The sequence below is a fragment of the Mesorhizobium sp. P2_D1 genome, assembly GCF_056404455.1.
The window spans coordinates 21,154-44,285 of record NZ_JBFUDZ010000024.1 but is presented as its reverse complement, the minus strand read 5'-3'; the positions used below and the strand labels follow the sequence as shown (position 1 = coordinate 44,285).

The 23,132-nt window shown below is 64.1% G+C and carries 22 protein-coding genes; 10 read left to right on the top strand and 12 right to left on the bottom strand.

Annotated elements, in window-relative coordinates:
• Positions 1-55: 55 nt before the first annotated feature.
• The 6 genes from AC1D0I_RS18365 to AC1D0I_RS18340 form a co-directional block, all read right to left on the bottom strand.
• Complete coding sequence (locus AC1D0I_RS18365; protein ID WP_477396822.1) at positions 56-1,966, bottom strand: AAA family ATPase; 1,911 nt, start codon at positions 1,964-1,966, stop codon at positions 56-58.
• 12 nt (positions 1,967-1,978) lie between these two features.
• Positions 1,979-2,389 carry a hypothetical protein gene (locus AC1D0I_RS18360; protein WP_477396820.1) on the bottom strand — a complete coding sequence of 137 codons (411 nt, stop codon included), beginning with the start codon at positions 2,387-2,389 and terminating at the stop codon, positions 1,979-1,981.
• Positions 2,382-3,527, bottom strand: a complete 1,146-nt coding sequence (locus tag AC1D0I_RS18355) for a hypothetical protein (RefSeq protein WP_477396818.1) — start codon at positions 3,525-3,527, stop codon at positions 2,382-2,384. The genes AC1D0I_RS18360 and AC1D0I_RS18355 overlap by 8 nt, the downstream gene beginning before the upstream one ends.
• A 31-nt stretch (positions 3,528-3,558) precedes the next feature.
• Positions 3,559-4,647: a hypothetical protein gene (locus AC1D0I_RS18350; RefSeq protein WP_095091695.1), complete on the bottom strand. Its 1,089-nt coding sequence runs from the start codon at positions 4,645-4,647 to the stop codon at positions 3,559-3,561.
• Positions 4,648-4,955: 308 nt separating this feature from the next.
• The gene (locus AC1D0I_RS18345; protein WP_457151215.1) at positions 4,956-5,345 is read right to left on the bottom strand and encodes a c-type cytochrome; all 390 of its coding nucleotides are present in this window, start codon (positions 5,343-5,345) and stop codon (positions 4,956-4,958) included.
• Between the two features lie 184 nt (positions 5,346-5,529).
• Complete coding sequence (locus AC1D0I_RS18340; RefSeq protein WP_477396816.1) at positions 5,530-6,141, bottom strand: thymidine kinase; 612 nt, start codon at positions 6,139-6,141, stop codon at positions 5,530-5,532.
• Between the two features lie 259 nt (positions 6,142-6,400).
• Between AC1D0I_RS18340 and AC1D0I_RS18335 the strand changes: the two genes are divergently transcribed.
• The 3 genes from AC1D0I_RS18335 (at position 6,401) to choV (ending at position 9,507) form a co-directional block, all read left to right on the top strand.
• Positions 6,401-7,336: a choline ABC transporter substrate-binding protein gene (locus AC1D0I_RS18335; protein ID WP_477396815.1), complete on the top strand. Its 936-nt coding sequence runs from the start codon at positions 6,401-6,403 to the stop codon at positions 7,334-7,336.
• 138 nt (positions 7,337-7,474) lie between these two features.
• Positions 7,475-8,329, top strand: a complete 855-nt coding sequence (gene choW / locus AC1D0I_RS18330) for a choline ABC transporter permease subunit (RefSeq protein ID WP_095090822.1) — start codon at positions 7,475-7,477, stop codon at positions 8,327-8,329.
• Positions 8,326-9,507, top strand: a complete 1,182-nt coding sequence (gene choV, locus AC1D0I_RS18325) for a choline ABC transporter ATP-binding protein (protein ID WP_095090823.1) — start codon at positions 8,326-8,328, stop codon at positions 9,505-9,507. Before choW ends, choV begins: the two co-directional genes overlap by 4 nt.
• 60 nt (positions 9,508-9,567) lie before the next feature.
• On the opposite strand, the gene AC1D0I_RS18320 is transcribed toward choV, so the two are convergent.
• Positions 9,568-10,974 carry an ATP-binding protein gene (locus tag AC1D0I_RS18320; protein WP_477396813.1) on the bottom strand — a complete coding sequence of 469 codons (1,407 nt, stop codon included), beginning with the start codon at positions 10,972-10,974 and terminating at the stop codon, positions 9,568-9,570.
• A complete protein-coding gene (locus AC1D0I_RS18315) occupies positions 10,971-11,687 on the bottom strand; it encodes a response regulator (protein ID WP_095090825.1) in 717 nt (238 codons plus the stop codon). The genes AC1D0I_RS18320 and AC1D0I_RS18315 overlap by 4 nt, the downstream gene beginning before the upstream one ends.
• Positions 11,688-11,921: 234 nt before the next feature.
• Between AC1D0I_RS18315 and AC1D0I_RS18310 the strand changes: the two genes are divergently transcribed.
• From AC1D0I_RS18310 to clpS, 4 genes are all read left to right on the top strand, one after another.
• Positions 11,922-12,224, top strand: coding sequence for a hypothetical protein (locus tag AC1D0I_RS18310; RefSeq protein ID WP_477396811.1), 303 nt, complete (start codon positions 11,922-11,924; stop codon positions 12,222-12,224).
• A 38-nt stretch (positions 12,225-12,262) separates the two neighbouring features.
• Positions 12,263-12,496 (top strand): hypothetical protein, encoded by a 234-nt coding sequence (locus AC1D0I_RS18305; RefSeq protein ID WP_095090827.1) that lies wholly within the window; start codon positions 12,263-12,265, stop codon positions 12,494-12,496.
• 214 nt (positions 12,497-12,710) lie between these two features.
• The gene (locus AC1D0I_RS18300) at positions 12,711-13,076 is read left to right on the top strand and encodes a hypothetical protein (protein WP_477396809.1); all 366 of its coding nucleotides are present in this window, start codon (positions 12,711-12,713) and stop codon (positions 13,074-13,076) included.
• Between the two features lie 138 nt (positions 13,077-13,214).
• Entirely contained in the window at positions 13,215-13,520 is a 306-nt protein-coding gene (gene clpS / locus AC1D0I_RS18295; RefSeq protein WP_095090829.1) for an ATP-dependent Clp protease adapter ClpS, read from the top strand.
• A gap of 2 nt (positions 13,521-13,522) precedes the next feature.
• Here the strand turns inward: clpS and AC1D0I_RS18290 are convergent, their stop codons facing one another.
• The 4 genes from AC1D0I_RS18290 to AC1D0I_RS18275 all read right to left on the bottom strand — a co-directional run bounded on the left by AC1D0I_RS18290 (position 13,523) and on the right by AC1D0I_RS18275 (position 20,450).
• Positions 13,523-15,601, bottom strand: a complete 2,079-nt coding sequence (locus AC1D0I_RS18290) for a hypothetical protein (RefSeq protein ID WP_477396807.1) — start codon at positions 15,599-15,601, stop codon at positions 13,523-13,525.
• A gap of 63 nt (positions 15,602-15,664) precedes the next feature.
• Positions 15,665-18,484, bottom strand: coding sequence for a DUF4159 domain-containing protein (locus tag AC1D0I_RS18285; protein WP_477396805.1), 2,820 nt, complete (start codon positions 18,482-18,484; stop codon positions 15,665-15,667).
• Positions 18,481-19,446, bottom strand: coding sequence for a DUF58 domain-containing protein (locus AC1D0I_RS18280; RefSeq protein ID WP_477396804.1), 966 nt, complete (start codon positions 19,444-19,446; stop codon positions 18,481-18,483). The genes AC1D0I_RS18285 and AC1D0I_RS18280 overlap by 4 nt, the downstream gene beginning before the upstream one ends.
• The gene (locus tag AC1D0I_RS18275) at positions 19,446-20,450 is read right to left on the bottom strand and encodes an AAA family ATPase (protein WP_477396802.1); all 1,005 of its coding nucleotides are present in this window, start codon (positions 20,448-20,450) and stop codon (positions 19,446-19,448) included. The genes AC1D0I_RS18280 and AC1D0I_RS18275 overlap by 1 nt, the downstream gene beginning before the upstream one ends.
• A gap of 157 nt (positions 20,451-20,607) precedes the next feature.
• Between AC1D0I_RS18275 and AC1D0I_RS18270 the strand changes: the two genes are divergently transcribed.
• From AC1D0I_RS18270 to AC1D0I_RS18260, 3 genes are read left to right on the top strand one after another with little or no spacing between them, the layout of a single operon-like run.
• Positions 20,608-21,237, top strand: a complete 630-nt coding sequence (locus AC1D0I_RS18270) for a DUF1285 domain-containing protein (protein WP_477396889.1) — start codon at positions 20,608-20,610, stop codon at positions 21,235-21,237.
• Positions 21,237-21,869, top strand: a complete 633-nt coding sequence (locus AC1D0I_RS18265) for a CoA pyrophosphatase (protein WP_477396800.1) — start codon at positions 21,237-21,239, stop codon at positions 21,867-21,869. The genes AC1D0I_RS18270 and AC1D0I_RS18265 overlap by 1 nt, the downstream gene beginning before the upstream one ends.
• The gene (locus AC1D0I_RS18260) at positions 21,866-23,131 is read left to right on the top strand and encodes a CCA tRNA nucleotidyltransferase (protein WP_477396799.1); all 1,266 of its coding nucleotides are present in this window, start codon (positions 21,866-21,868) and stop codon (positions 23,129-23,131) included. Before AC1D0I_RS18265 ends, AC1D0I_RS18260 begins: the two co-directional genes overlap by 4 nt.
• Position 23,132: the final 1 nt, after the last annotated feature.

The window sequence follows — 23,132 nt, the reverse complement described above, 5'->3', positions numbered from 1 at the left end:
TTCAGCGTTGCGATTGCAGTCCGTCGGTTTATGAGTATTTGCAGAGGGAGGAAGTTCACGCATTCCACAGACCCTTTTTCTTCATTTCCTCCATCTCGCGTGCGGCCCGTTCGCGCAGGCGTGCGTCGCGCAGCAGTTTTTCGACCGCGGCATCGTCTGACTTGTCGGAATAGCGGAACTCGCTGTCGGCGTAGCGGTTGATCTCCTGCATGACCATGTCCATAGAGAACGGCCCGCGCAGTTCCTCGATCATCGCTCTCTTCTCGTCGTAGCCCTTGTGCATGAAGGCTTCCGGCTTCTCGAACCAGTCGTCGGGAAGCTCGATATCCATGGCGCGCATCTTGATGGCGTCGGTGACGTTCTTGATGGCGCGGCCGGTGAAGCGCGGCTCGGCATCCTTGATCAGGTGCAGATAGGTGCCAATGTCGGCCATCGATTTCGGCGCGCCGTTCTCCTTCATGTAGCGCTCGTAGACTTTCATCAGCCCGTCTTCCTGCGGCTTCTCATGGTCCTCGTAGGCCTCGGTCACAGCGCGCTGGATTTCCTGCGCGGCGTAGAGATCGTGGTCGCCGAGCGGGATCTTGTGGTTCTTGCCGGCAAGCAGCACGAAGATGTCGATGTAGTCATCGCGCGTCTGCGGGCCGTCGACCAGCCAGCGGGCACCGGCGCGCTGGCGCAGCGCATCGTCGACATTTTCGGGATAGTTGGAGAACATGCCGAACGAGCAGTTGCCGCGCACCACCGTGCCGGCACCGGCGAAGGCATCCATCAGCACGCCGGTGATCTCCTGCTGGCCAGCCGAGGCGCGGTCGTCGGAGCGGCGCGCCGCCACCTGGTCGATGTCGTCGATGGTGCCGAAGCCGATGACGCGCGGATTGAGCACATTGTTGATGAACTGGCGGCAGTTCTGGCCTGATTTGCCCTGGTAGGACGAGATCTGGTCGACGCCGAAATTCTCATAGGCGAAGGGATAGCCGGCGACCTGGCAGTAGCCGTTGACGAGGCCGGCGATCATCTGGATCAGCGTCGTCTTGCCGGTGCCGGGGGCGCCGTCGCCGATGAAGGTAAACAGGAAGCCGCCGAGTTCGACGAAGGGGTTGAGCTCACGCTCGAAGTCGTAGGCCATCAGCATCTTGGCGAGCTTGACCGACTGGTATTTGGCGATGTGGTTGCCGACCACCTCTTCCGGCGTCTTGAAGGTCATCACCAGCGGCTTCGAGCGCTTGCCCGGCGCGACGTCGAAACCGTCGAGGGTGAAGCTATCGGCATCGATGCGGATATGCGCGTTCTCGAACGGGCCAATGCCGTCGAAGCGACCCTTGCGCGCCAACAGCCCGTCTATGGCGACGCGGGCAAAGGCGCGTGCCCTGGTCATCAGGTCGGCATCGTCGGACGAGCCCGATATCGCCTTGTCGAGGCCGGCCAGGATCGACTTCACCGCATCCTGCGGCGTGTCGAACAGGAAGTCCGGCTCCGGGATGTCGTTGGGCGCTTCGCCATCGCTGTCGATCAGCTGGAACAGATAGGAAGCGAGGCTGAAGGCGGAGATATAGGCCGAGGCCGACAGAAGCTTCTTGAAAGCCGAGGCCTCGTCGCCCTCGAGCGGCGCGCGGGTGTTTTTCGCTTGCAGGCTTTCGAGGTCGGAGCCTTCGGCAAAGACGTCCGATATGGCGAGTGCGATCGCCGTGCCGCGCCGGGCGCGAAACAACAGAGTGTGCTGCGGGATGGTCAGCAGCTGGTCGTCGGGATGGACGGCGCCGACGGTTCTCGACAGCTCGACCTCGCGCGTGCGCCGCACCGAGCCGACCGAGACGGTCGAGACGAAGCGGCGGTTGGTGCCGGCCAGCGCCGTGCCGGACTCGCGTGAAGGGTCTTCCAGCACGACGATGCGGGTGATGAAGCTCTGCGCGGTGGCGCGGTGCTTTTCGATCGAAGCTTCCGGAATGGTGGTCAGGCCGGTATCCATGCGTACCTCATGTCAATCGTTCGGTCTCCAACCGAGCCAAATGGCCACGGACGTGATTGCGAAAATGAGCAGAAACACCAACGCATAGAAGGCGGTAAGAGACAAAATCGCGTCGAAAGAAGTCCCTATACCGCCGACGGCCATGCCAATACGAAAGCCTGTCAACGGTACGTACAAGATGAGGACCGTCGATCCAATTCCGGCAAATGCTGTGAGACCGGCATTTTTGAGCGAATTTGTCGATGCCAACGCCCCGCCAAAAGTTCCAGACAACACTGCCGCGCGAGCGACCGCGTCGAAGATTTGTTCTGGAACGAAATAGTCCCACAAAAAGGCAAAGAGCCACGCCGCTAAATTTACAATGACCACGGCTGTGCCGCGGTAGGGTGTACGTGATGGTGCTGTCGTTTCGCCGTCAAACATCTGATATCACCTGTCCGTTGGACAGGATGTGGACCTTGTAGCCGGCAAAGATCCTCTGCGCCTCGCCGGCGGCGTAGAGTGCCTGGTAGGCCTCGTGCGGGATCAGCGCATGATTTTCGTAGCTGGACACGCCCTGGCGCGCGGCTTCCAGATCATCGGTGTTGATGAAGAATTCCTGCGTCGTCTTCTCGCTCGAAAACAGCCCCTTGCGGCCGGTTTTCTCGCTCTTGGAATAGACCTCCTGGATGGTCCAGGTCAGCAGCCAGGCATTTTCCGGCTTGCGCACCTTGGCCAGCACCTCGGTCACCGTCGAATTGTTGTCGGTGATCCCCGCCGAATAGAATGGGCCGAGCACGACGCGGCGCAACTGCTTGGGGTGCAGCGGCTCGAAATCCTTGTCGAGGTTGACCGCGATGGTCGCCGGCGACAGCGTGTAGGCGGAATTCTTCTCGGTGAAATCGTCGAAACGGTGGGCTAGCTCCGGGTTGAGCAGGCCATCGACCGGCAGCGGAATGTCGACCTTGTCATYGAGCTTGCCGTTGCTGTCGACGAGCTGACGCACCATCGCGTCGGAAGAATCCTCCACCGTCACCATGTAGACCAGCGGCAGGTTGGCGCTGCCGTCGAACGTTGCCCAGTGGACGAGGTAATACGGCCGCGCTGTCTTTGGATTGACCGAGACCTTAGCCGTCTGCGCCAAGGTGAACGGGCCGAACGTGTTCTCGCTTTTCACGTCCTCGAGATAGAGCCGTTCGGCCATCGACTTCTGCAGCGCCTCGGGGAATTCCTTGTGGCGCAGGATGAAGTCGGCCATTTCCTCCCGCAACTCGCCGGCCAGCGGAATGTTGGCAAGCCGCGCGTCGGCCTGGCGACGGTCGTTTTCGAGTTCGAGCAGGTTCTGGAAGACCGGAAAACCGCTTTCGGCACGCGAAATGCGGAACGTGTCCATGAAGCCCAACCGGTTGCGCCAGCAGGCAAAGGACTTGTCGAGCCGGGCGATGTATTCGGCGACGATCTTGGCGACGATGCCATGCCGGTAGAGCGGCGAGCGATCGTCGCGCATGAACACTTCAAGGCCGCTCAGTGCGGCCGTGATGGCCGAGAAATACCGTGCGGCCGCTTCGTTTTCGGGGGTCATGCCTGTGCGCTCGCGGGCAGTCCAGTCACGCCTAAGACTGCACGTAGTTTGACGCGTTGTGCTTCTTCAGCACCTCGTCGAAGCGACGGGCAAAGGCATCGTCGGCCAGCTTTTTGCGGCGCTGGATGTCGGAGCTGGCGACCATGTTCTTCTCGTGCATTTCAAGCAGGTCGCCGATGTGTTTCTGCGAGGCGGCGCCGATGCCGGCCATGGTTTCCTCGGCGGTGTTGTCGACCTGGCTGCCAAGCGTGTTGATCTTGTGGGCGACGTCCTGCTGGGCGGCGGTCTTCAGCGAATCCTCCAGCGCCTTGTAGAGCACAATGCGTTGTTCGGTATCGATGGTCAGCTTGTTGATCAGCGTCGACTGAGCGGCGATCTGGTTGTTGAGCGAATCGACGAAGGTCTGGAACATTGAGGTGTAGCGTTCCAGCGTCTGGCTCTCGGCCAGCAACTCCTGCTCCTTGGCCTGCTTTTCATTGTATTCCGTCGCCAGCTTGGAGCGTTCGCCTTCGAGTTGCGTGCGGTCCTTCTGGCTGGTGGACGCGGCGATCTTGTTTTCGATGTCGAGCAGCATCGGGTTGAGTTCCTCGATGCGCTTCTGCACGGCTTCGAGGTTGGACATGGTGGTCTTGCGGCGCTCGATGACCTGCGACAGGCTGGCCTCGGAGGTCTTGTAGCGCTGGTCGAGGACTTCCTTCTGCGCCTTCAGGATGCCGACAATGGTGTCGGACTTGGCCAACAGTTCCTGCAGGTTGCCGGCCAGCGACATGTTGCGGACGCGATCGGTGCGCATGCGTTGCTTGCTCTGGCTGGAGAACATGCCAACGAAGTTTTCCCAGCCGGTGTAGTTCTTCATGCTTTCGAATTCGGCGCCGAAGACGTTGGTGGCGTCCTCCAGACCGATGATCAGGTCGGCGATGTTGCCTTCCATCACCTTCTGCTGTTTCAGCACGTCCTCGATGCGGGCGTTCTCGATGTCGAAATTGGCGTCGCCGATCTTCTTGTCGGCGGTGGCCAGCGTATCAAGCACGGTGCCGGACTGCTCGATCTTGGTGCGCATGTCCTGCACGACCTGCTTGGTCTTGGCAATTTCGGCATCGAAATTCTGCAATGTCGCCATTGGGGCCTCCCGCTTCGGCATCACGTCGCTGGTCGCGAACAGCGGCGAATATATGTGGGGCATCCGGGGATTGAAAGACGCAAGACAAGACCCGCCCCGAAAACAAAAGAATTCGCCACGGTCTTGAAAGGTAGTGAAGGCGTGGTCATGGCGTGATTAGCTTACAGTCAAGCGTAGTTCAACTGTCATTGAACTTCTGTGCCGGCAAAGCAGTCAATCTCCGCTGGCGCGGACGCTCTGGAATTCCAGTTGCGGGCGTAACATATCCGGCCAAGCCTGCGTCGTCATGCAACGCAGCCGGCTGTTGCTCAGGGCTTGGGATCGGCCTTCAGATAGGCAATCACATTGGCGATGTCGTCGTCGTTGGTCAGGCCGGCAAAGGCCATCTTGTTGCCGGGCACCTTGAGCCGAGGCGCCTTGAGATATTCGGCGAGGTTGGCTTCATCCCAGACCAGGCCGCCAGCACCGGCGCTCTTCATCGCCTCGGAGTAGTGACCAAGGAAGCTCTCGGCACTGCCGGCGGTGCGACCGACGACGCCCAGCAGATGCGGGCCGACCTTGTCGCGGTCGGTGGCCGCTTCATGGCAGGAGATGCACCGGTTGAAGACATGCTTGCCCAGTGCCGGGTCGCCGCCGGCATGAGCGGCAAGCGATGTGGCTAGGAGAACAATGCTGGCGGACGAAGCGGCTCGAAACATGGCTGACCCCGGAGAGCTCTGGCTGGCGGTCTTATAGGACCGAGGCCTTAACAAACGCTGGATTGTCGCGGGATTGGCAAGTTGCCAGATCCGGCCGCACCGGGCAGAGGCGTTTGTCTATATGCTTGTCGTTGTCCCGAATCGCTGCGCACTTTTGGGCGACATGCATCGGGCCGCTGGCACGTCAGGCCTGGGTGAAGCCGATGAAATCGTCGGGTGCGGCGCGGCCCATCTCTTCCTCCCAGTGGCGGCGGCAGAGCGAGACATAGACGTCCTTGCCGATCGCCACCTGCTCGCCTTGGCGTGCCACCTTGCCGTCGGGGCCGAGGCGCACCACCATCGTCGCCTTGCGGCCGCAGCGGCAGATGGTGCGCACCTCGCGCAAATCGTCGGCGATGGCCAGCAGCGCCCGCGAACCGGAGAACAGCTTGCCCTGGAAATCGGTGCGCAGGCCGTAGCACATGACCGGGATGTTCAGCCGGTCGGCGATGCGGGCGAGCTGCCAGACCTGCTCCTCCTCGAGGAACTGCGCCTCGTCGACGAAGACGCAATGCACGGTCGTATGCTCGTGGTGATCGGCGACGCGGGCGAACAGATCGTCGCCGTCGCGGAACATCTCGGCTTCCGTCTCCAGGCCGATGCGCGACGAGATGAGGCCGCTGTCGCCCTTCCGGTAGTGGCCGGCGACGAACAGCATCGTGCGCATGCCGCGCTCGCGATAGTTGTACGACGCCTGCAGCAGCATCGTCGTCTTGCCGGCATTCATCGTCGCATAGTGGAAGTAGAGCTTGGCCATGCCGCCCTTTTAAGCCGACTTGTCCCGGCGCGGGGAGGGGGCGCCGCCGCATTCCCCCAAAAAACGACCCCCGCTCTCAAAAAACGACAGCCGCGCAATGCAAAAGCAGGAAGCGTGTCGCTGATTGGCCAGCCTGCGCCGTTGATCGTGATTGCCTTAATGCTTGAAACCACACCAGAATGGTGTTTGGCTGACGAAACAAGGCGGGCAGAGAAACCGTAACTTCGCTTCGCCTAAGAATCGCAATGGGAGAATATCTATGTCGCGCATGAATTCCTTCGTCGCCGGCCTCGGCTTGGCGGCTCTGTTGTCTACGAGCGCTGCCTTCGCCGGCGATCCGGCAAGCTGCAAGGCGGTGCGTCTTTCCGATGTCGGCTGGACCGACATCCAGGCGACGACCGGTGTCGCTTCCGTTCTGCTGACCGCGCTCGGCTACGAGCCGCAGACGATCCAGCTGTCGGTGCCGGTGACCATGGCGTCGCTGAAGAACAAGGATCTTGATGTATTCCTCGGCAACTGGATGCCGTCGATGACCAACGACATCAAGGATTACACCGCCGACGGTTCGGTCGAGACCATCAGCACGAACCTGACCGGCGCCGGCTACGGCATTGTGGTGCCGACCTATGTGGCGGATGCCGGCGTCAAGTCGCTGACCGATATCGGCAAGTTCAAGGACAAGTTCAACGGCAAGATCTACGGCATCGAGGCCGGCAATGACGGCAACCGCATCATCCTCGACATGATCAAGAACCCGAAGGACAATCTCGAAGGGTTCGAGCTGGTCGAATCCTCGGAAGCCGGCATGCTGACGCAGGCCGAGCAGTCGATGAAGAACAATGAGTGGATCGCCTTCCTCGGCTGGACGCCGCATCCGGTGATGGGCGCCATGAAGATCACCTATCTCGACGGCATGGGCGACAGCGGCTTCGGTGCTGCCACCGTGTTTACCAATGTGCGCAAGGGCTACACCACGGAGTGCCCGAATGCCGGCAAGTTCATCGCCAATCTGAAGTTCAATCTGGACATGGAAGGCCAGATGATGGACGCGATCCTCAAGGGCGGCGATGCCAACACGRTGGCGAGCGACTGGCTGAAGAAGAATCCCGGCGCGGTTGCGCCCTGGATCGCCGGCGTCACCACCTTTGATGGCGGCGACGCCGCGGCGGCGATCAAGACCGCGCTCGGAAGCTGAGCCGACTGTGATTTCGGCATGACCGAAATAAAGGGCAGCCATTCTGGAAAAGGCTGCCCTTTTTCATATCCTGTGACAAGATGACGTTGCGACATCAGAGGCCGAGGGCAGGGCGGTCTCCTGCATGAGAGGGGCGATATGGATCCGATTTCGAAATTCATGGTCGATCACAAGATTCCGATCGGCGCCTGGGGAAAGGCGTTCTTCGGCTTCCTCACCGACAATTTCGACACTGTCTTCAGGGCCTTTTCGAATGGCCTCAATTTCCTGCTCGACGGGTTGGTCGACATCCTGCTGCTGGTGCCGCCGGTGCTGCTGGCGCTTGTCATCGCCGCCATCGCCTGGCTGCTGCAGCGCTCAAGGCCGCTCGCAATTGGCGTCTTCCTCGGCCTGATCTTCATCATCAACCAGAACCTGTGGAAGCAGACGGTGCAGACGCTGGTGCTCGTGGTGGCTGCTGCTGCGATGGCCATGGCCATCGGGGTGCCGCTCGGCATCTGGGCCGCGCACAAGCCGAAGGTCTACCGCATCATGCTGCCGGTGCTCGACCTGATGCAGACGCTGCCGACCTTCGTCTACCTGATCCCGGTACTGACGCTGTTCGGTCTCGGCAACGCGCCCGGCCTCATCGTCACCATCATCTTCGTCATCCCGACCGCGGTCAGGCTCACCCATCTCGGCGTCGTCTCGGTACCGAAGTCGATCGTCGAGGCAGGCGAAGCGTTCGGCGCCACCAAGAGCCAGCTGTTGTGGAAGGTGGAACTGCCCTCGGCGCTGCCAACCATCATGGCCGGTCTGACGCAATCGATCATGCTGTCGCTGTCGATGGTGGTGTTCGCGGCGCTGATCGGCGCCGGCGGCCTCGGCACTGAAATCAACAGAGCGCTCGGCTCGCGCCGCATCGACCTCGGGCTTGAGGCGGGCCTGGCCATCGTTGTCCTCGCCATCGTGCTTGACCGGATGACCCGCATTGCCGTTGGAGGCAAGAAATGACCGTCGCCGTCGATTTCAGAAACGTCGATATCGTCTTCGGCGCCGACCAGGCCGGATCTCTGGCAATGATTGACGCTGGAGCCACCCGCGCCGAGATCCTCGAAAAGACCGGCAATGTGCTGGGTTGCGCAGGCGCCAGTCTAACCGTGAACGAGGGCGAGATTTCCGTGCTGATGGGCCTGTCCGGTTCGGGCAAGTCGACATTGTTGAGGGCCGTGAACCGGCTGAACGTGGTGTCCCGCGGTCAGGTGCTTGTCAAGGACGGCGACAAGACCGTCGACGTCGTCACCTGCGATGAGGTGACGTTGAGAAGGCTGCGGCAGAAGCAGGTAGCTATGGTGTTCCAGCAGTTCGGCCTGCTGCCCTGGCGCACTGTCGAGGAGAATGTCGGCCTCGGCCTCGAACTCGCCGGTGTTCCGGAAGCCGAGCGCAAGGAGCGCGTCAAAAAGCAGTTGGAGCTCGTTCATCTCGACCAGTGGTCGAAGAAATACGCGCACGAGCTTTCGGGCGGCATGCAGCAGCGCGTCGGCCTGGCCCGCGCCTTCGCCACCGAGGCACCAATCCTGTTGATGGACGAGCCGTTCTCGGCGCTCGACCCGCTGATCCGCACCAAGCTGCAGGATGAATTGCTGCAGCTGCAGGCCGAGCTGAAGAAGACCATCATCTTCGTCAGCCACGACCTCGAGGAGGCGCTGAAGATCGGCAGCCACATCACTATCATGGAGGGCGGACGCATCGTTCAGACCGGCGCGCCGGAAGACATCGTGCTGCGGCCGGCCAACGACTATGTCCGCGACTTCATTGCCAATGTGAACCCGCTGTCGGTGCTGACCGCCTGGAACGTCATGCGCGACCGTCGTGACCTGGAGCACGGCGACAATGGCTGGGTGTGGCTCGACCGGCGCAAGACGACGCGCTTCAAGATCGACGACCACGGGCTGGTGGCGGCGGCCGAACGCGACGGCAAGCCGGCGGTCTGGGTGTCATGTGCCGATGTCGAGGGCCAGTCCGAGGAAGCGGCGCAAGTGTTCTGGGCCAACCCCGGCACCTCGCTGAAAACCGTGATGCTGGCCATGCATCGCTCGCAGACCGCACCCGTGGCGCTGTTCGACGACCAGTCGCGCTTTGTCGGCGCCATCGGCATCCGCGACGTGCTGAGCGCGGTGCTGCGGCGGTAGCGCCAGGCTTCGGCTGCAGCCTTCGCTGCAGCGAAGGCTGCCTGGTGGTCCCAAATCGCCCTACGCCGCCAGCGGGAGGCGCAGTTGCGTCAGCAGGCCACCGCCCGGGTTGTTGGACAGGCTGATCTCGCCGCCGGCGGCCCGCGCGATGTTGCGGGCAATGGTCAGGCCGAGACCGAGACCGCCGGTCTGTCGGTTGCGGGATTGTTCGAGGCGTACGAACGAGCCGAACACGGCGTCGATCTGCGCCTGCGGTATGCCCGGCCCTTCGTCGCGGATGGTGAGCAGGATCATGTTCTCCGAGCGGCGCAAGCTGATATGCGCCTTCTTGCCGTAGGTGATCGCGTTCTGCATCAGATTGGTGACGCAACGCCTGAGCGCGACCGGCCGCGCCATGCAAATCAGGCCACGCGAGCGGGTGTCGTCGTCGAACGAGACGTCGTCATAGCTGTCGGCGATCGACTCCACGAGCGACCAGAAGTCGATGCGTTCGCTCTTTTCCTCGGTCACCTCGAAGGTGGCGAAGTCTATCACCGAGCTGGCGATGCTCTCGACATCGGCGAGATCGTGCGCCAGCGCTTCGCGAACGGCCGATTTGCGCAACAGCTCCAGGCGTAGGCGCATCCTGGTCATCGGCGTGCGCAGATCATGCGCCAGCGCCGCCGCCAGATGTTCGCGGTCCTCGACATATTCGCGCAACCTGGCCTGCATGGCGTTGATCGCCTTGGCGGCAGCGCGCACCTCGCGGCTGCCACTCTCGGCGATCGGCGGGCTTTTCAGATCCTTGCCGATGCGGTTCACGGCGGTTTCCATCATCCGGTAGGGCGCCGTCAGCCGGCGCAACGACCAGATCGACATGATCACCACCAGGCCGGCGATCAGCGAATAGAGCGGCAGGCTGTCGAAGCTTAGGATCGGGCCGACGGGCGTGATCGGCTCGGTGAAGTTCAGCCACTGGCCGTCGGCAAAGCGCAGCGACGCAGTCAGCTTGTCGCTTTGGGCGAAGTCGGCGGCCAGCACCAGCAGGTCGCGCTCGACCTGGCCGATATCGGGTCCCGGCGCCATCCCGGTGGCATCGTCGGCCTCGCGCGTCGCCGGGTCGCGCCGCACCCGCGCATCGGTGATGCCGAATTTCGACAGCCGGCCGACGAGGATGTCTTCGAGTTCCGCCAGTTCGTCGTCGCCGGCAATCGACGAGGTGACCGCGGGCGTGTCGGTGACGGTAAGCGCGTAGGTGGAATTGAACAGGCCGGTCGCCGTCGCCTTGCGTTGCTCCGGACTGGCGTCATGCATGAGCTGCACCAGCGAGAAGGCACGGTCGTTGAGACGGTAGAGGTCGACAACGTCGTTGGCCGCGGCACGGTCGCGCGACACGATGTAGAGGGTCGCGACCTGGCTGATCAGCAGGCCGGCGATGACGATCAGCAGCACCCAGACAGGCAGGGTCTGCGGCAGGAAACGTCTCATTCGGAGGTCGTCTCGGGCAGGAACTGGTAGCCGCCGCTGCGCACGGTCAGGATCAGCTTGGGCGTTTTCGGGTCGTCTTCCATCTTGCGCCGCAGCCGGCTGACCAGGATGTCGATGCTGCGGTCGAAGGAATAGTCGCTGTCACCGCCGGACAGTTCGATGAGCTGGTCGCGCGTCAGCACGCGCTGCGCGCTCTTGACGAAGGTCTGCAGCAGGTTGAATTCCGCCATGGTCAGTTCGACCCTGACATCGTCGGGGGCGATCAGCCGACGTCGCGAACAGTCCATCGTCCAGCCGGCGAAGCGGTAGATCTGCTTGGTAGTGGCGCGCTTTGGCTCGGCGGCGCCGTTGCGCCGCAGCACGGCGCGGATGCGCGCCAGAAGCTCGCGCGGGTCGAATGGTTTGGGCACATAGTCGTCGGCGCCCATCTCCAGGCCGACCACCCGGTCGGTGGTCTCGGTGACGGCGGTCAGCATGATGATCGGTGTCGAGTACTGGGCGCGAAGGTCGCGGCACAGTTCCAGCCCGCTCTTGCCGGGCAGCATCACGTCGAGGACGATGAGGTCCACCTGCGCGCGGCGCAGGATGGCCTCCATCTCGGTGCCGTCTGCGGCAACCGAGGTGTGCAGGCCCCGCTTCTGGAAGAATTCCTGCAGCAGGTCGCGGATGCCCTTGTCGTCGTCGACGATCAGTATGTGTGCGTCGGATTTCACAGCAGCCCTGTCATTGTTTGATTGCCAAGCCGTTCTGTCGCAACCCACACGATAGAATTCAGGCCATATGTTGGCCAGTGGTGATGATGCGTCCACACCGGCTTCCTTAGACACAATCCAGAAACAAAATTCTACAGTTCAGAAAAACTCCTGAAAAAATACAAAGGCATAACTGGTCTCGTGGCGGTCAGGTCATCGGCTGCGACGCTAGTCTCGGGGTTTACGGATAAACCGATGCCAAGGTTGTCGATCAGTTTGTTGGGTGCGTTGCTGGGCATTTGCCTGGCTACTGCCGCTGTCGAACAATCGGACGCGAAGGTGACGCCCACCACCCGGAGCGAACGGTGCGCCAATCTCAGCCACCAATTTGATGAAGCCCTCGAAACCCATGCCGCGGCAACGCAGGTCACCGCGGCAAAGGCACTTCAGAGAAAGGGTAACCGGTACTGCGCCGCCAAGAAACAGGCACAGGGCATCCGGATGCTCGCCAACGCTTTGAAGCTGCTTGGAGTGACGCCGAACGACCCGGTTCAGTGACGCTCGAAACTCGACCCGCTAAAAAAGGAAGTGAAGCCATGAAGAAGTCCATCCTCTCCGCAACCGGTCTCGCCGTCGCTCTCGCCTTCGCGATGCCGGCTCTCGGTAACGCCGCTGCCACCACGACCGCTGCTCCGGCTGCTTCGACGACCACCACCGCTCCGGCTACTGCCGCCCCGGCCAAGACTGCCCCGAAGAAGGTCGTCAAGAAGACCAAGAAGCACAAGAAGGCTCCGACGAAGGCCGTCAAGAAGGACGCCCCGAAGGCTTAATCCAGATCGGGCATAACTTGCCCGTCTGCGACAAGGCCGTTCCAGTTGTTTTTCGGCTGGGGCGGCCTTTTTCCTGTCCGACCGCTGAAAGCCCTGATATCGGCGATGTAGCGGACGCTTAGCCTACCGATGTTTGGCCGAAGCCTCGCGCCGGCAGCTTCCGCCCCGACCGACTTTAACCCGTTTGCAATGCCGGCCCTGTAGGACAATCCGCATGAAGAAGCGGCTTTCGTCCACTCTGCGTTCGTTGGTGCTTGGCGGTCTGGTCGCCACCGGCGCCGCCAGGGTGCTGATCCTGCTCACCGCCAGCCCGGTGCCCGATCCGGCCAGCGGACGCACCGAGCCTTCGCTGTTCGCACCGGAGATTTCCACCAACTGGGACTACATCACGCCGGCACAGACCTGGGTGCTGATCGTGCTCACCGGCACAACGCTGATCTGCGTCGTCGCGTGGCCGATCGCGGCATGGCTGGAACGCCGGGCGGATGCGGGCGGAAACCGCCTTCGGTCCGATGTGCCGTCCATCACAGCCGCGCGGCAGATTCCCGGCCGCCGCATCTTCGGCCGCCAGGACCGTTGAACGGCAACCGAGACTTTCCCACATAGTCGTGAATGGCGGCGCCCTCCGGACCGGCTTTGCGCGTCAATCAAAATGGACGRCTGAATTCGCTGGTGTCAGAATGCGGGCCAGGTCGCTTGCGCAAAATTGTCGGTTCCGATGCCTGAAATCACCACAAAACCGCGTACCGAGGTCAAGCCGCAGACCGAGCGGCCAAAGCTCTACAAGGTCATCCTCATCAATGACGATTTCACGCCGCGCGAATTCGTGGTGACGGTGCTGAAGGGCGAGTTCAAGCTCAGCGAAGACCAGGCGCACAGGATCATGATCACCGCGCACCGGCGCGGCGTGTGCGTTGTTGCCGTCTTCACCAAGGATGTCGCCGAGACCAAGGCGACACGGGCGACCGATGCCGGCAAGGCCAAGGGCTATCCGCTGCTGTTCACGACCGAGCCGGAAGAGTAGCCCTACCGCCCCTCGCGGTACCACATCGAACCCATCGCCAGAAGCAGCAGGCCGAGGCCGAGGAAGCCGCCGAACAGCGGTACGCGCGAGACCGCCTTGAGCACGCTGTCGTCAGTCGTGCGCAGGCCGATCCAGTCGCTGCCGCTGGCATCGCCGGCCGAGCGGACGGGCACGATCGACGGCAGCGTAATGTCACTGCCAAGGGCCGTGGATGACGCCAGTCGCCGCACGCTGCCGCCGGTGGCTTCCGCCGGCGTTCTCAGCCGGTTTTCCGTGGAAATGACATCGGCGAATTCCGGCGCGTTGACCGGCCCGACATGGGCGAGCGCGGTCAGGTCGCCATTGGCGACCTGGTAGAGGCCGATCTCGCTGGTCTCAACACTGCCGAGGAAGACGCCGGGATCGGATTTGTCGAGCTTGACGGTCAAGGTCTTGCCGGACGGGGTGATGATCTGCGCCGGGCCGGGAGCATCGGCCATGGTCTGGCGGCGGATTTCCAGCACCATGCCGCGGCCGTCGGCGGTCAGCCGCTCCTCCTCGAGATCGGGCTCCTTCATCAGCCAGTGCGCGATGCGCCGGTAGAGTTGGACATGCGGGCCGCCGCCTTCGAAGCCGCGCGCCCACAGCCAGCCCTGGTCAGACAGAAGCATGCCGACGCGGCCCTCTCCCTTGCGGTCGAGCAAGAGCAGGGGCCGGTTGTCGGCGCCCTTCATCACCACTTCGCCTTCGGGATTCTGCACGCCGATGGTGCGGAACCAGCGGCTCCAGTGCGGCGGCTCGGTGGCCGAACCGTCGAGCCCGCGCGTCACCGGGTGGCGCTGGCCAAGGTCGGTGAGGCGTGGATAGAAGGCCTTGTCGACCACTTCGCCGGTCGGCATTGCCGGCAGGGCCGACATCAGCGGCGTGCGCGCGATCGAGCTTTCGCCGGCATATTCGGGGCCGGCCGCGATCAACAGCGCGCCGCCCTTTTCGACATATTCGGAGATGTAGTCGTAGTAGAGGATCGGCAGCACGTCGCGGTGCTGGTAGCGGTCGAAGATGATGAGATCGAAATCCTTGATCTTCTCGACGAACAGTTCGCGGGTCGGGAAGGCAATCAGCGACAATTCGTTGATCGGCGTGCCGTCCTGCTTTTCCGGCGGCCGCAAAATGGTGAAATGGACGAGATCGACCGAGGCGTCGGATTTCAAGAGATTGCGCCAGGTGCGCTCGCCGGCATGCGGCTCGCCGGAGACGAGCAGCACACGCAGATTTTCGCGAATGCCGTCGATGAGCGCGATGGCGCGGTTGTTGGTGTCGGTCAGTTCGCCCGRCTCGCGGTCGATGGCGAGCTCGACGATGTTGCGGCCAGCGCCGGGAATGGTCACCTGCAGCGGCATGGCCTGGCCGACGGTGGCATGTTCGACCGCGACCTGCTCGCCATTGACCGAGACGCGCACTTCGACCGGGCCGGTCTCGTTTTCCGTCGAGATGACGCGGTAGGTCATGTCGAGCGGCTTGCCGACAAGGCCGAAGCGCGGTGCGTTCTCGAAGCGGATGCGGCGATCCTTCTCGTGATCGTTGCCGGTGATCAGGGCATGCAGCGGCGCGTTGAAATCGGGGCTGCCCGCGGGCGCGTCATGCACCTCGCCATCGGTGATCATGATGGCGCCGCCAATGCGCGACGGCGGCACGTCGCGGAAAGCGCCTTCGAGCGCGCCGAACAGCCGTGTCTCGGTGCGCTCCTCGGCGGCTTGGGATTTGCCGGCCTCGACGACTCGCACGTCGAACTGCTTGAAGCGGCCGAGACGCTGCTGCAGCCCGGCCAGTGCCTCGTCGGTCTGCTTGGTGCGCTCGCCGATATCCTGGCTCTGGCTGCGGTCGACGACGAGGGCGACGACGCTTTTCAGCGGCTCGCGTTCCTCGTTGAGGAACACCGGATTGAACAGGGCGGCGGCGAGTGCCAGCAGGGCGACGAAGCGGAAGACGGCACCGCGCTGGCGAAACCACAGGCCGATGAGCGCCAGCAGCGCCAGCGGCACCAGCACCAGAGCCAACAGGGGCCAGGAGATCAGCGGCTCGAGGGAGATCGACCAGTTCATGAATTAGCCTCCCCCTTGCGGGGAGGGCAATTCCGCGTTGGGAACGCAACAAAGCATGTCATCCTACTGCCCCAGCCGTTCGAGCAGTATGGGCACATGCACCTGGTCGGATTTGTAGTTGCCGGTCAGCATGTACATCATGATGTTGACGCCGGCGCGCAGCGCGTAGATGCGCTGCATCGGGTCGRCCGGCACGGTCGGCAGCAGCGGATCGCCATTCTCGTCGACCGCCCAGGCGCCGGCGAAATCATTGGCGGTGATCATGATCGGCGAGACGCCGTCGCCGGTGCGCACCGGCCGGTTCTCGGCATTGCTGGCGTCGAGCGAGGCCTCGACCCAGAGCGGGCTGCCACTGAAGCGGCCGGGAAATTCGGGCAGGATGAAGAAGGATTTGGTCAGCACGTGGTCGGACGGCACCGGCTCCAGCGGCGGCACGTTGAGGTTGCCGAGGATGTCGCGCAGCCGTTCCGTCGCCGGGCTGGTCGAATCGGCGCCGATGCCGTTGGCGAACTGGTCGCGGGTGTCGAACAGAACCGTGCCGCCTTGCTGCATATAGGCGTCGATGCGGGCGATCGCGGCCTGGCTCGGCATCGGTGCGGCCGGATCGATCGGCCAGTAGATCAAGGGATAGAACGACAGCTCGTCCTTCGCGATGTCGACGCCGGCCGGCGCGCCGGGCTCCAGCGCTGTCTTCTCGACCAGGAAGCGGGTCAGGCCTTCGAGCCCGGCGCGGCTGATCGAATCGTCGCCCGGCACGCCGGTCAGCACATAGGCGATGCGGGTCTTCGATATCGCCTCGATGGCGACCTCGTCGCCAGGTTTGGCGTCGTCGGCGCGGGCAGGATCGGCATGGCCAAACAGCGCGCCGAGCGCAATCAGGATCGCGGCGGTGGTGGCCACGCCACGGGCACGGCGCGGCCGACGCGTAAACAGGCCGCCCATCCAGAACACCGCCAGCGTGTCGAGCAGCATCAGCACCAGAGCGGCGGCGACCAGCGCGCCCTTCAAGTTGCGCGATTCGTCAAAGGCATACTGGATCGATGTGACCGGAACGGTGATTTGCGGACGCGCCAGGGGCGCCAGCTTGCTTGCGGCATCGAGCAGGTTGTGGGCGAAGACGCCGGTCTCGGAGCCGTAGAGGCCGGGCGGGTTCTCGAAGGTCACCGCCAGCGCGGGACCCGGCACCAGCGGCCGTGCATCCGGCGTCGGCGGCACCAGCGAGCCGTCGGCTGATATCATGCGGTAGGGCGCCAGCGAGGTGGCCGCGGCTTCGGCATTGGCGATCGCCGCGCCCTGGTTGCGCGACAGCTGCACGATGCGGCGCAGCATCTCGACGAAGCTGCCCGAGATCGGCAGGTTCGACCAGGTCGCCTCGGGCGTGACGTGGAACAGCACCAGCGTGCCCTTGCCTTTCTTCAGTCCGGTGACCAGCGGCGTGCCGTCAGCGAGGGCGGCCCAGGTGCGCTCGACGATGTCGGGCGTCGGCTCGGCCAGCACCTGCCTGGTGACGGTGACCTCGGTCGGCGGCGCAAGATCGGCGAACGGACCGGCCTTGGGGAATTCGGTGACCGGTTGCGGTGACGTCCATGACAGGGCGCCGCCTAGCGAACGCTCACCGGTGCGCAGGCGGACCGGCAGCAGGTCGTCGTCATTGCCGGCGGCGGCCAGCCGCGAGCCGGCGAAGCGCACCAGCGTGCCGCCATTGTCGACCCAGTCGACCAGCCTTTGCCGAACCTGTGCGGGAATGGTGCCGATGTCGGCCATGACGATCATCGCCGGCTTCTGGTCGAGGATCTGCGGGATGGCGTCGGCGAGGTCGGCGCTGGAGGGTTCGACGAGATCGGCGAAGGGCTGCAGCGCGCGCCTGATGTAGTAGAGCGGCGACAAAAGCGGCTGCGCCTGGTCGGCCTCGGCCTGCGACAGCAGCCCGACGCGACGGCGCTTGGAGCTTTCGTCGAGCACGCGCACCGCACCGGCCTGCCGCTCGCCGTCGAGCGCGATCGAGGCAAAGTCGTTGCGCAGCTCGAACGGCACCGCCATGGTGCCGGTGGCGGTGGTTTCGCCAGGGGAAAAGGTCAGCGTCGCATCGGCGATGCGGCGGCCCTTGTCGTCGAAAGCGCCGGCGGTGACTTGTGCCGGTGCCGGGTCGCCCGGCGCGCGGATGGCGGTCAGCGCAAAGCCGTCGACCTGGTTGTCGGCGGTGGTCAGGCCGGTCAGCGACAGCCGGTCTGAACTGGCCCACACGACACGGGCGGCATTTTTCGACAACAGCGTGTTGAAGGCGGCCTCGTCGCCCTTCGCCGCCAGGCCGTCGGCAAGCACGGCAACGCTGGCGCCGGGCAAGGTGTCCAGCACCCCGGCGACGCGGGCATAGACGGCGGGCCGGTCGGTCGGGATCGGCCGTGGCTTGGCGGCACGCAGCCGGTCGAGGGCGGCGGCGGCATCGAACGGGCCGATTTCCGAATTGGGCTTTTCGGCGGTGAAGGCGACGATGACCGGCACGCCGTTCGAGCCGGCGTCTTTGATCAGCCGCTCGGCGGTGGCGACGCGCTTGTTCCAGTCGGCGGCGCTTGCCCAGTCATTGTCGATGACCAGCGCAAGGGCCGCGCCCTCGGCCGGCAATTTTTCGCGCGGGTTGAACACCGGCTCGGCAAGGGCGGTGACGATGAGCGCCGCCATCAACAGCCTGAGCAGCGTCAGCCACCACGGGCTCTGTTGCGGCGTTTCCTCGCGCTTCAACACACGCGCCAGGATCTTCAGCGGCGGGAAGATCTCGGTCTGCGGCTTGGGCGGCGTCAGCCGCAACAGCCACCAGATCACCGGTAGCGCCAACAGGCCCCACAGCACCATGGGGGCGCCAAAGGAGAGCGGCAGCCAGCTCATGCGACGGCCTTCCCGGCACGACCGCCACCGGCGGCCAGGCCGGCATGACCGCTTCCGGTCAGCCCGGCATAACCGCCGTCGGCAGTCATCGCCATGTGCAGGCGCACCAGCGCGTCGGAAGCCAGCCGATCGGTGTGGTTGACGGTAAAGCTCCAGCCGAGCCGCTTGCACCAGGCGGCAAGTTCGTGGCGGCGGGCGGTGTAGAGCAGGCGGTATTCATCGCCGAGCATTTCGGCGCGGCCAGCGGTCAGCTTGTCGCCGGTCTCGGGATCGGTGAATTCGGTGCGGCCTGCGTAGGGGAAGGTTTCCTCCGCCGGGTCGGCGACCTCGATCAGATGGGCGCGCACGCCGTGGCGGGCGAGCACGTCGAGCCAGGCCATCGTCTCCTCGACCGGATCGAGGAAGTCGCTGGCGATGACGATGTCGCAGAAGCGGCGGATGTCGGACAGGTCGGGTTTTGCCGGCAATTCGCCGGCGTGCATGAGTTGGGCGGCAATGCGCTCGGCGCCGTTGCGGGCGGTGAACGGATCGGTGAGGCCGGGCCAGGCGATGCGCTCGCCACTGCGCGACAATAGCTCGGCCATGGCCAGCGTCAGCACCAGCGCGCGCGATTGCTTGGACACGCTGGCGCCGGTCGATTTGTAGAGCATCGACGGCGACGGGTCGGCCCAAAGCCACACCGTATGAGCGGCTTCCCATTCGCGGTCGCGCACATAGGTGTGGTCGTCGCGGGCCGAACGGCGCCAGTCGATGCGCGAGGCATCGCCTTCGACATAGGGCCGGAACTGCCAGAAATTCTCGCCGATACCGCGCTTGCGGCGGCCATGCCAGCCGGCGATCACGGTGTTGACGATGCGGCGCGCCTCGACCAGCAGGTCAGGCACAAGCGAGGCCCGCAACCGGCCACGAGCGAGCGCGTCGCGCGTCGCTGCCGGAGCCTGGACCTCGCCGATGCGCGCCATCAAATCCCTTTCACCAGCTTTGCCACCACGTCGCGCACGCTGGTGCCTTCGGCGCGGGCTGCGAAGGTCAGCGCCATGCGATGCTGCAACACCGGCTCGGCCAGCGCACGCACATCATCGATGGAGGGCGCCAGCCGCCCATCGTAAAGCGCGCGCGCCCTTATGCACAGCATCAGCGCCTGGCTGGCGCGCGGGCCGGGGCCCCAGGCGACATGCTTGTCGGTTTCGGCATTGCCCTGGCCGGGGCGCGCCGAGCGCACCAGCGTCAAGATCGCCTCGACGACGCTTTCCGGCACCGGCATGCGGCGGATCAGCGTCTGGATCTCCTTCAGCCGCACCGGCTGCAGCACGTTCTGCGCCTTGGCGTCCTCGATGCCCGTGGTTTCCAGAAGGATGCGCCTCTCGGCCTCGATTTCGGGATAGAGGATGTCGACCTGCATCAGGAAGCGGTCGAGCTGGGCCTCGGGCAAGGGATAGGTGCCTTCCTGCTCCAGCGGGTTCTGCGTCGCCAGCACATGGAATGGCGCCGGCAGGTCGTGGCGGGCGCCGGCAATGGTGACGTGGTACTCCTGCATCGCCTGCAGCAGCGCCGACTGGGTGCGCGGCGAGGCACGGTTGATCTCGTCGGCCATCAAAAGCTGGGCGAAGATCGGCCCGGAAATGAAACGGAAGGAACGCTTGCCGAACTCGTCCTGCTCCATCACCTCGGAGCCGAGGATATCGGACGGCATCAGGTCGGGCGTGAACTGGATACGGCGTGAATCGAGGCCGAGCACGACGCCCAGCGTCTCGACCAGCTTGGTCTTGGCCAGGCCCGGCACGCCGACCAGCAGCGCATGGCCGCCGGCCAGCAGCGCCACCAGCGTGTGCTCGACGACGCTCTCCTGGCCGAAGATGACCCGGCCGACCCCGTCGCGGATCCTGGAGATGTCGGCAAGCGCCTTCTCGGCCTCGGCGATCATGTCCGTTTCGCTCATCGGGCTTTCCTTGACCATCACGCTCATGCAGCTTCGATCCCTTTGGTTGGAGATACCATGGTTGGAAATACCGGCACGCACCATAGCATAGGTTGCCGCGATTCGGCCTCGCGTGGCGCCTATGTCAAAACTTAAATCACAGACTTAGGCTGACAAGCGGAACAACAGTGACTATTTCGTGACCATGACGGAACACTCCGAACATCGCCAGCAAAGCCTTACGACCGCCACCGAGGCGCGCGGCCTCGAGGCGCTGATCTCGCGCGCCGCCCGCGCCGGCAAGGGCGCGGCGCCGGTCGAGCGCTGGAATCCCGACTTCTGCGGCGATCTCGACATGGAGATCAAGGCTGACGGCACCTGGTTCTATCTGGGCACGCCGATCGGACGCATGCCGCTGGTGCAGCTGTTCTCCTCGGTGCTGCGCAAGGACGCGGACGGCAGGACCTATCTGGTGACACCGGTGGAACGGGTTGGCATCCGCGTCGCCGACGCGCCGTTCATCGCCGTCGAGATGGATGTTTCGGGCACCGGCGACGCGCAGATCATCACCTTCCGCACCAATGTCGGCGATGTCGTCGAAGCCGGACCGGAACGGCCGCTGCGCTTTGTCGACGAGAGCGAGACCGGTGGCCTGAAACCCTATGTGCTGGTGCGCGGCCGGCTGGAAGCGCTGGTTGCGCGGCCGGTGATGTATGAGCTGGTCGGACATGGCGAGGAGATCGAGATCGGCGGCAAGACCATGTTCGCCGTGCGCTCCAAGGGCGCGGTGTTTGCGATCATGCCGGCGGACCAGCTGAAGCGGCTGAGCGCGTGATGGACCAGATGTCAACGGCGCCGTTTTCCGCAGCTGACTTTCGCGCGCGCTTTGCGGCACAGCCGGATGCGCATGCCGGCGACGACTATGGTGACCACCGCTTCAATCCAGGCCATCCACGCCTCAACCATGGCAAGCCGCTGCGCAATGCCGCGGTGCTGATCCCGGTGGTCGATCATGAGGGCGAAGCCACGGTTCTGTTGACCAAACGGGCCGAAAGGCTGCGCAACCATTCGGGGCAGGTGGCCTTTCCCGGCGGCACCATCGATCCGACCGATGCCAGTCCGGAAGCTGCGGCAGTGCGCGAGACCTTCGAGGAAATCGGCCTTGCCCAGGATCGCATCGAGATCATCGGCCGCATGCCCGATTATGTCGCCGGCAGCGGCTACCGCATCGCGCCGGTGCTGGGCATCGTGCGGTCCGGTTTCCGGCTCAGCTTGAATGCCGACGAGGTCGATGCCGCCTTCGAAGTGCCGCTGCGTTTCCTGATGGACCCGGCCAACCACAAGCGCGACAGCCGCATGTGGAACGATCTCGAATGGTTCTTCTACGACATGCCCTATGGCGACCGGCGCATCTGGGGCGTCACCGCCGGCATCATCCGTACGCTTTACGAAAGGCTCTATGCGTGAATGTCTCTATCGCGGGCCGGGCCGAGTGGCTCGGCGACAAGCATCTGCAGCGCCTGCTTGCCGCATTGGCGCAAGGCGGTGAAGAGGCGCGTGTTGCCGGTGGCGCGGTACGCAACACGCTGATGGGCCAGCCGGTCGCCGACATCGATATCGCCACCACGTGTCTGCCGCAGGAAACCATCCGCCGCGCCGAGTTGGAAGGCTTCAAGGCGGTGCCGACGGGCATCGAGCATGGGACGATCACGGTGGTCGCCGGCGGCAAGCCCTATGAGATCACCACCTTGCGCGCCGATGTCGAGACCGATGGCCGTCGCGCCAAGGTGTCATTCGGGAGCGACTGGAAGCTTGACGCCGAGCGCCGCGACTTCACCATCAACGCGCTCTATGCCGAGGCCGATGGCACGGTGATCGATCTGGTCGGCGGCATAGCGGACATCGAGGCGCGCCGGTTGCGCTTCATCGGCGATCCGGAAGCGCGCATCCGCGAGGACTATCTGCGCATCCTGCGCTTCTTCCGCTTCTTCGCCTGGTATGGCGATGGCCGGCCGGATGCCGAGGGGCTGAAAGCCTGTGCCCGGCTGAAGGAAGGGCTGGCCCAGCTTTCGGCCGAGCGCATCTGGTCGGAACTGAAGAAGCTTCTGTCGGCGCCCGATCCTTCGCGGGCGTTGCTCTGGATGCGGCAGGCCGGCGTATTGACCGCCGCGCTGCCGGAAAGCGAGAAATGGGGCATCGACGCGATCCATGCGCTGACCAAGGCCGAGAAGGATCTGGACTGGGCACCTGACCCGCTGCTCAGGCTAGAAGCGATCGTGCCGCCGGATGCCGCGCGCATGAAGACGCTCGCCGAGCGGCTCAAATTTTCGACCGCCGAAGCGGATCGCCTGCGCCACTGGACGCTGGCCACCGCCGCCGAGCCGAAGACGACGGAGGGCGAGTTGGCAAAGCGGCTCTATCGCGGCGACCGACAAGGGTTCGTCGACCGCCTGCGGCTGTCGCTCGCGGGCGCGCGGATGCGCGCCGTCCAGGACAATGACGCGTTGCTCGAAGCCGGCGGCTTTTCGCGCCTGCTTGCCTTCGCCCTGAAATGGGAAAAGCCGTTGTTTCCGCTAAAGGGCGCCGATCTGACGCGGCTCGGCGCAACTCCAGGGCCGAAGCTTGGGGAAATCCTCAAGAACCTTGAGACGGAATGGGTCGAAGCGGGCTTTTCGCCTGATCGCGGCGCGCTGCTTGAACGCGCCGCGGAAGCCTTGAAAGCCGGCTGAA

What these genes read in the sequence shown, in the direction of transcription:
- AC1D0I_RS18365 (WP_477396822.1), bottom strand. Translation starts at nt 1,966, where the DNA reads ATGGATACCGGCCTGACCACCATTCCGGAAGCTTCGATCGAAAAGCAC.
- AC1D0I_RS18360 (WP_477396820.1), bottom strand. Translation starts at nt 2,389, where the DNA reads ATGTTTGACGGCGAAACGACAGCACCATCACGTACACCCTACCGCGGC.
- AC1D0I_RS18350 (WP_095091695.1), bottom strand. Translation starts at nt 4,647, where the DNA reads ATGGCGACATTGCAGAATTTCGATGCCGAAATTGCCAAGACCAAGCAG.
- AC1D0I_RS18345 (WP_457151215.1), bottom strand. Translation starts at nt 5,345, where the DNA reads ATGTTTCGAGCCGCTTCGTCCGCCAGCATTGTTCTCCTAGCCACATCG.
- AC1D0I_RS18340 (WP_477396816.1), bottom strand. Translation starts at nt 6,141, where the DNA reads ATGGCCAAGCTCTACTTCCACTATGCGACGATGAATGCCGGCAAGACG.
- choW (WP_095090822.1), top strand. Translation starts at nt 7,475, where the DNA reads ATGGATCCGATTTCGAAATTCATGGTCGATCACAAGATTCCGATCGGC.
- choV (WP_095090823.1), top strand. Translation starts at nt 8,326, where the DNA reads ATGACCGTCGCCGTCGATTTCAGAAACGTCGATATCGTCTTCGGCGCC.
- AC1D0I_RS18320 (WP_477396813.1), bottom strand. Translation starts at nt 10,974, where the DNA reads ATGAGACGTTTCCTGCCGCAGACCCTGCCTGTCTGGGTGCTGCTGATC.
- AC1D0I_RS18310 (WP_477396811.1), top strand. Translation starts at nt 11,922, where the DNA reads ATGCCAAGGTTGTCGATCAGTTTGTTGGGTGCGTTGCTGGGCATTTGC.
- AC1D0I_RS18305 (WP_095090827.1), top strand. Translation starts at nt 12,263, where the DNA reads ATGAAGAAGTCCATCCTCTCCGCAACCGGTCTCGCCGTCGCTCTCGCC.
- AC1D0I_RS18300 (WP_477396809.1), top strand. Translation starts at nt 12,711, where the DNA reads ATGAAGAAGCGGCTTTCGTCCACTCTGCGTTCGTTGGTGCTTGGCGGT.
- clpS (WP_095090829.1), top strand. Translation starts at nt 13,215, where the DNA reads ATGCCTGAAATCACCACAAAACCGCGTACCGAGGTCAAGCCGCAGACC.
- AC1D0I_RS18280 (WP_477396804.1), bottom strand. Translation starts at nt 19,446, where the DNA reads ATGGCGCGCATCGGCGAGGTCCAGGCTCCGGCAGCGACGCGCGACGCG.
- AC1D0I_RS18275 (WP_477396802.1), bottom strand. Translation starts at nt 20,450, where the DNA reads ATGAGCGTGATGGTCAAGGAAAGCCCGATGAGCGAAACGGACATGATC.
- AC1D0I_RS18270 (WP_477396889.1), top strand. Translation starts at nt 20,608, where the DNA reads ATGACGGAACACTCCGAACATCGCCAGCAAAGCCTTACGACCGCCACC.
- AC1D0I_RS18265 (WP_477396800.1), top strand. Translation starts at nt 21,237, where the DNA reads ATGGACCAGATGTCAACGGCGCCGTTTTCCGCAGCTGACTTTCGCGCG.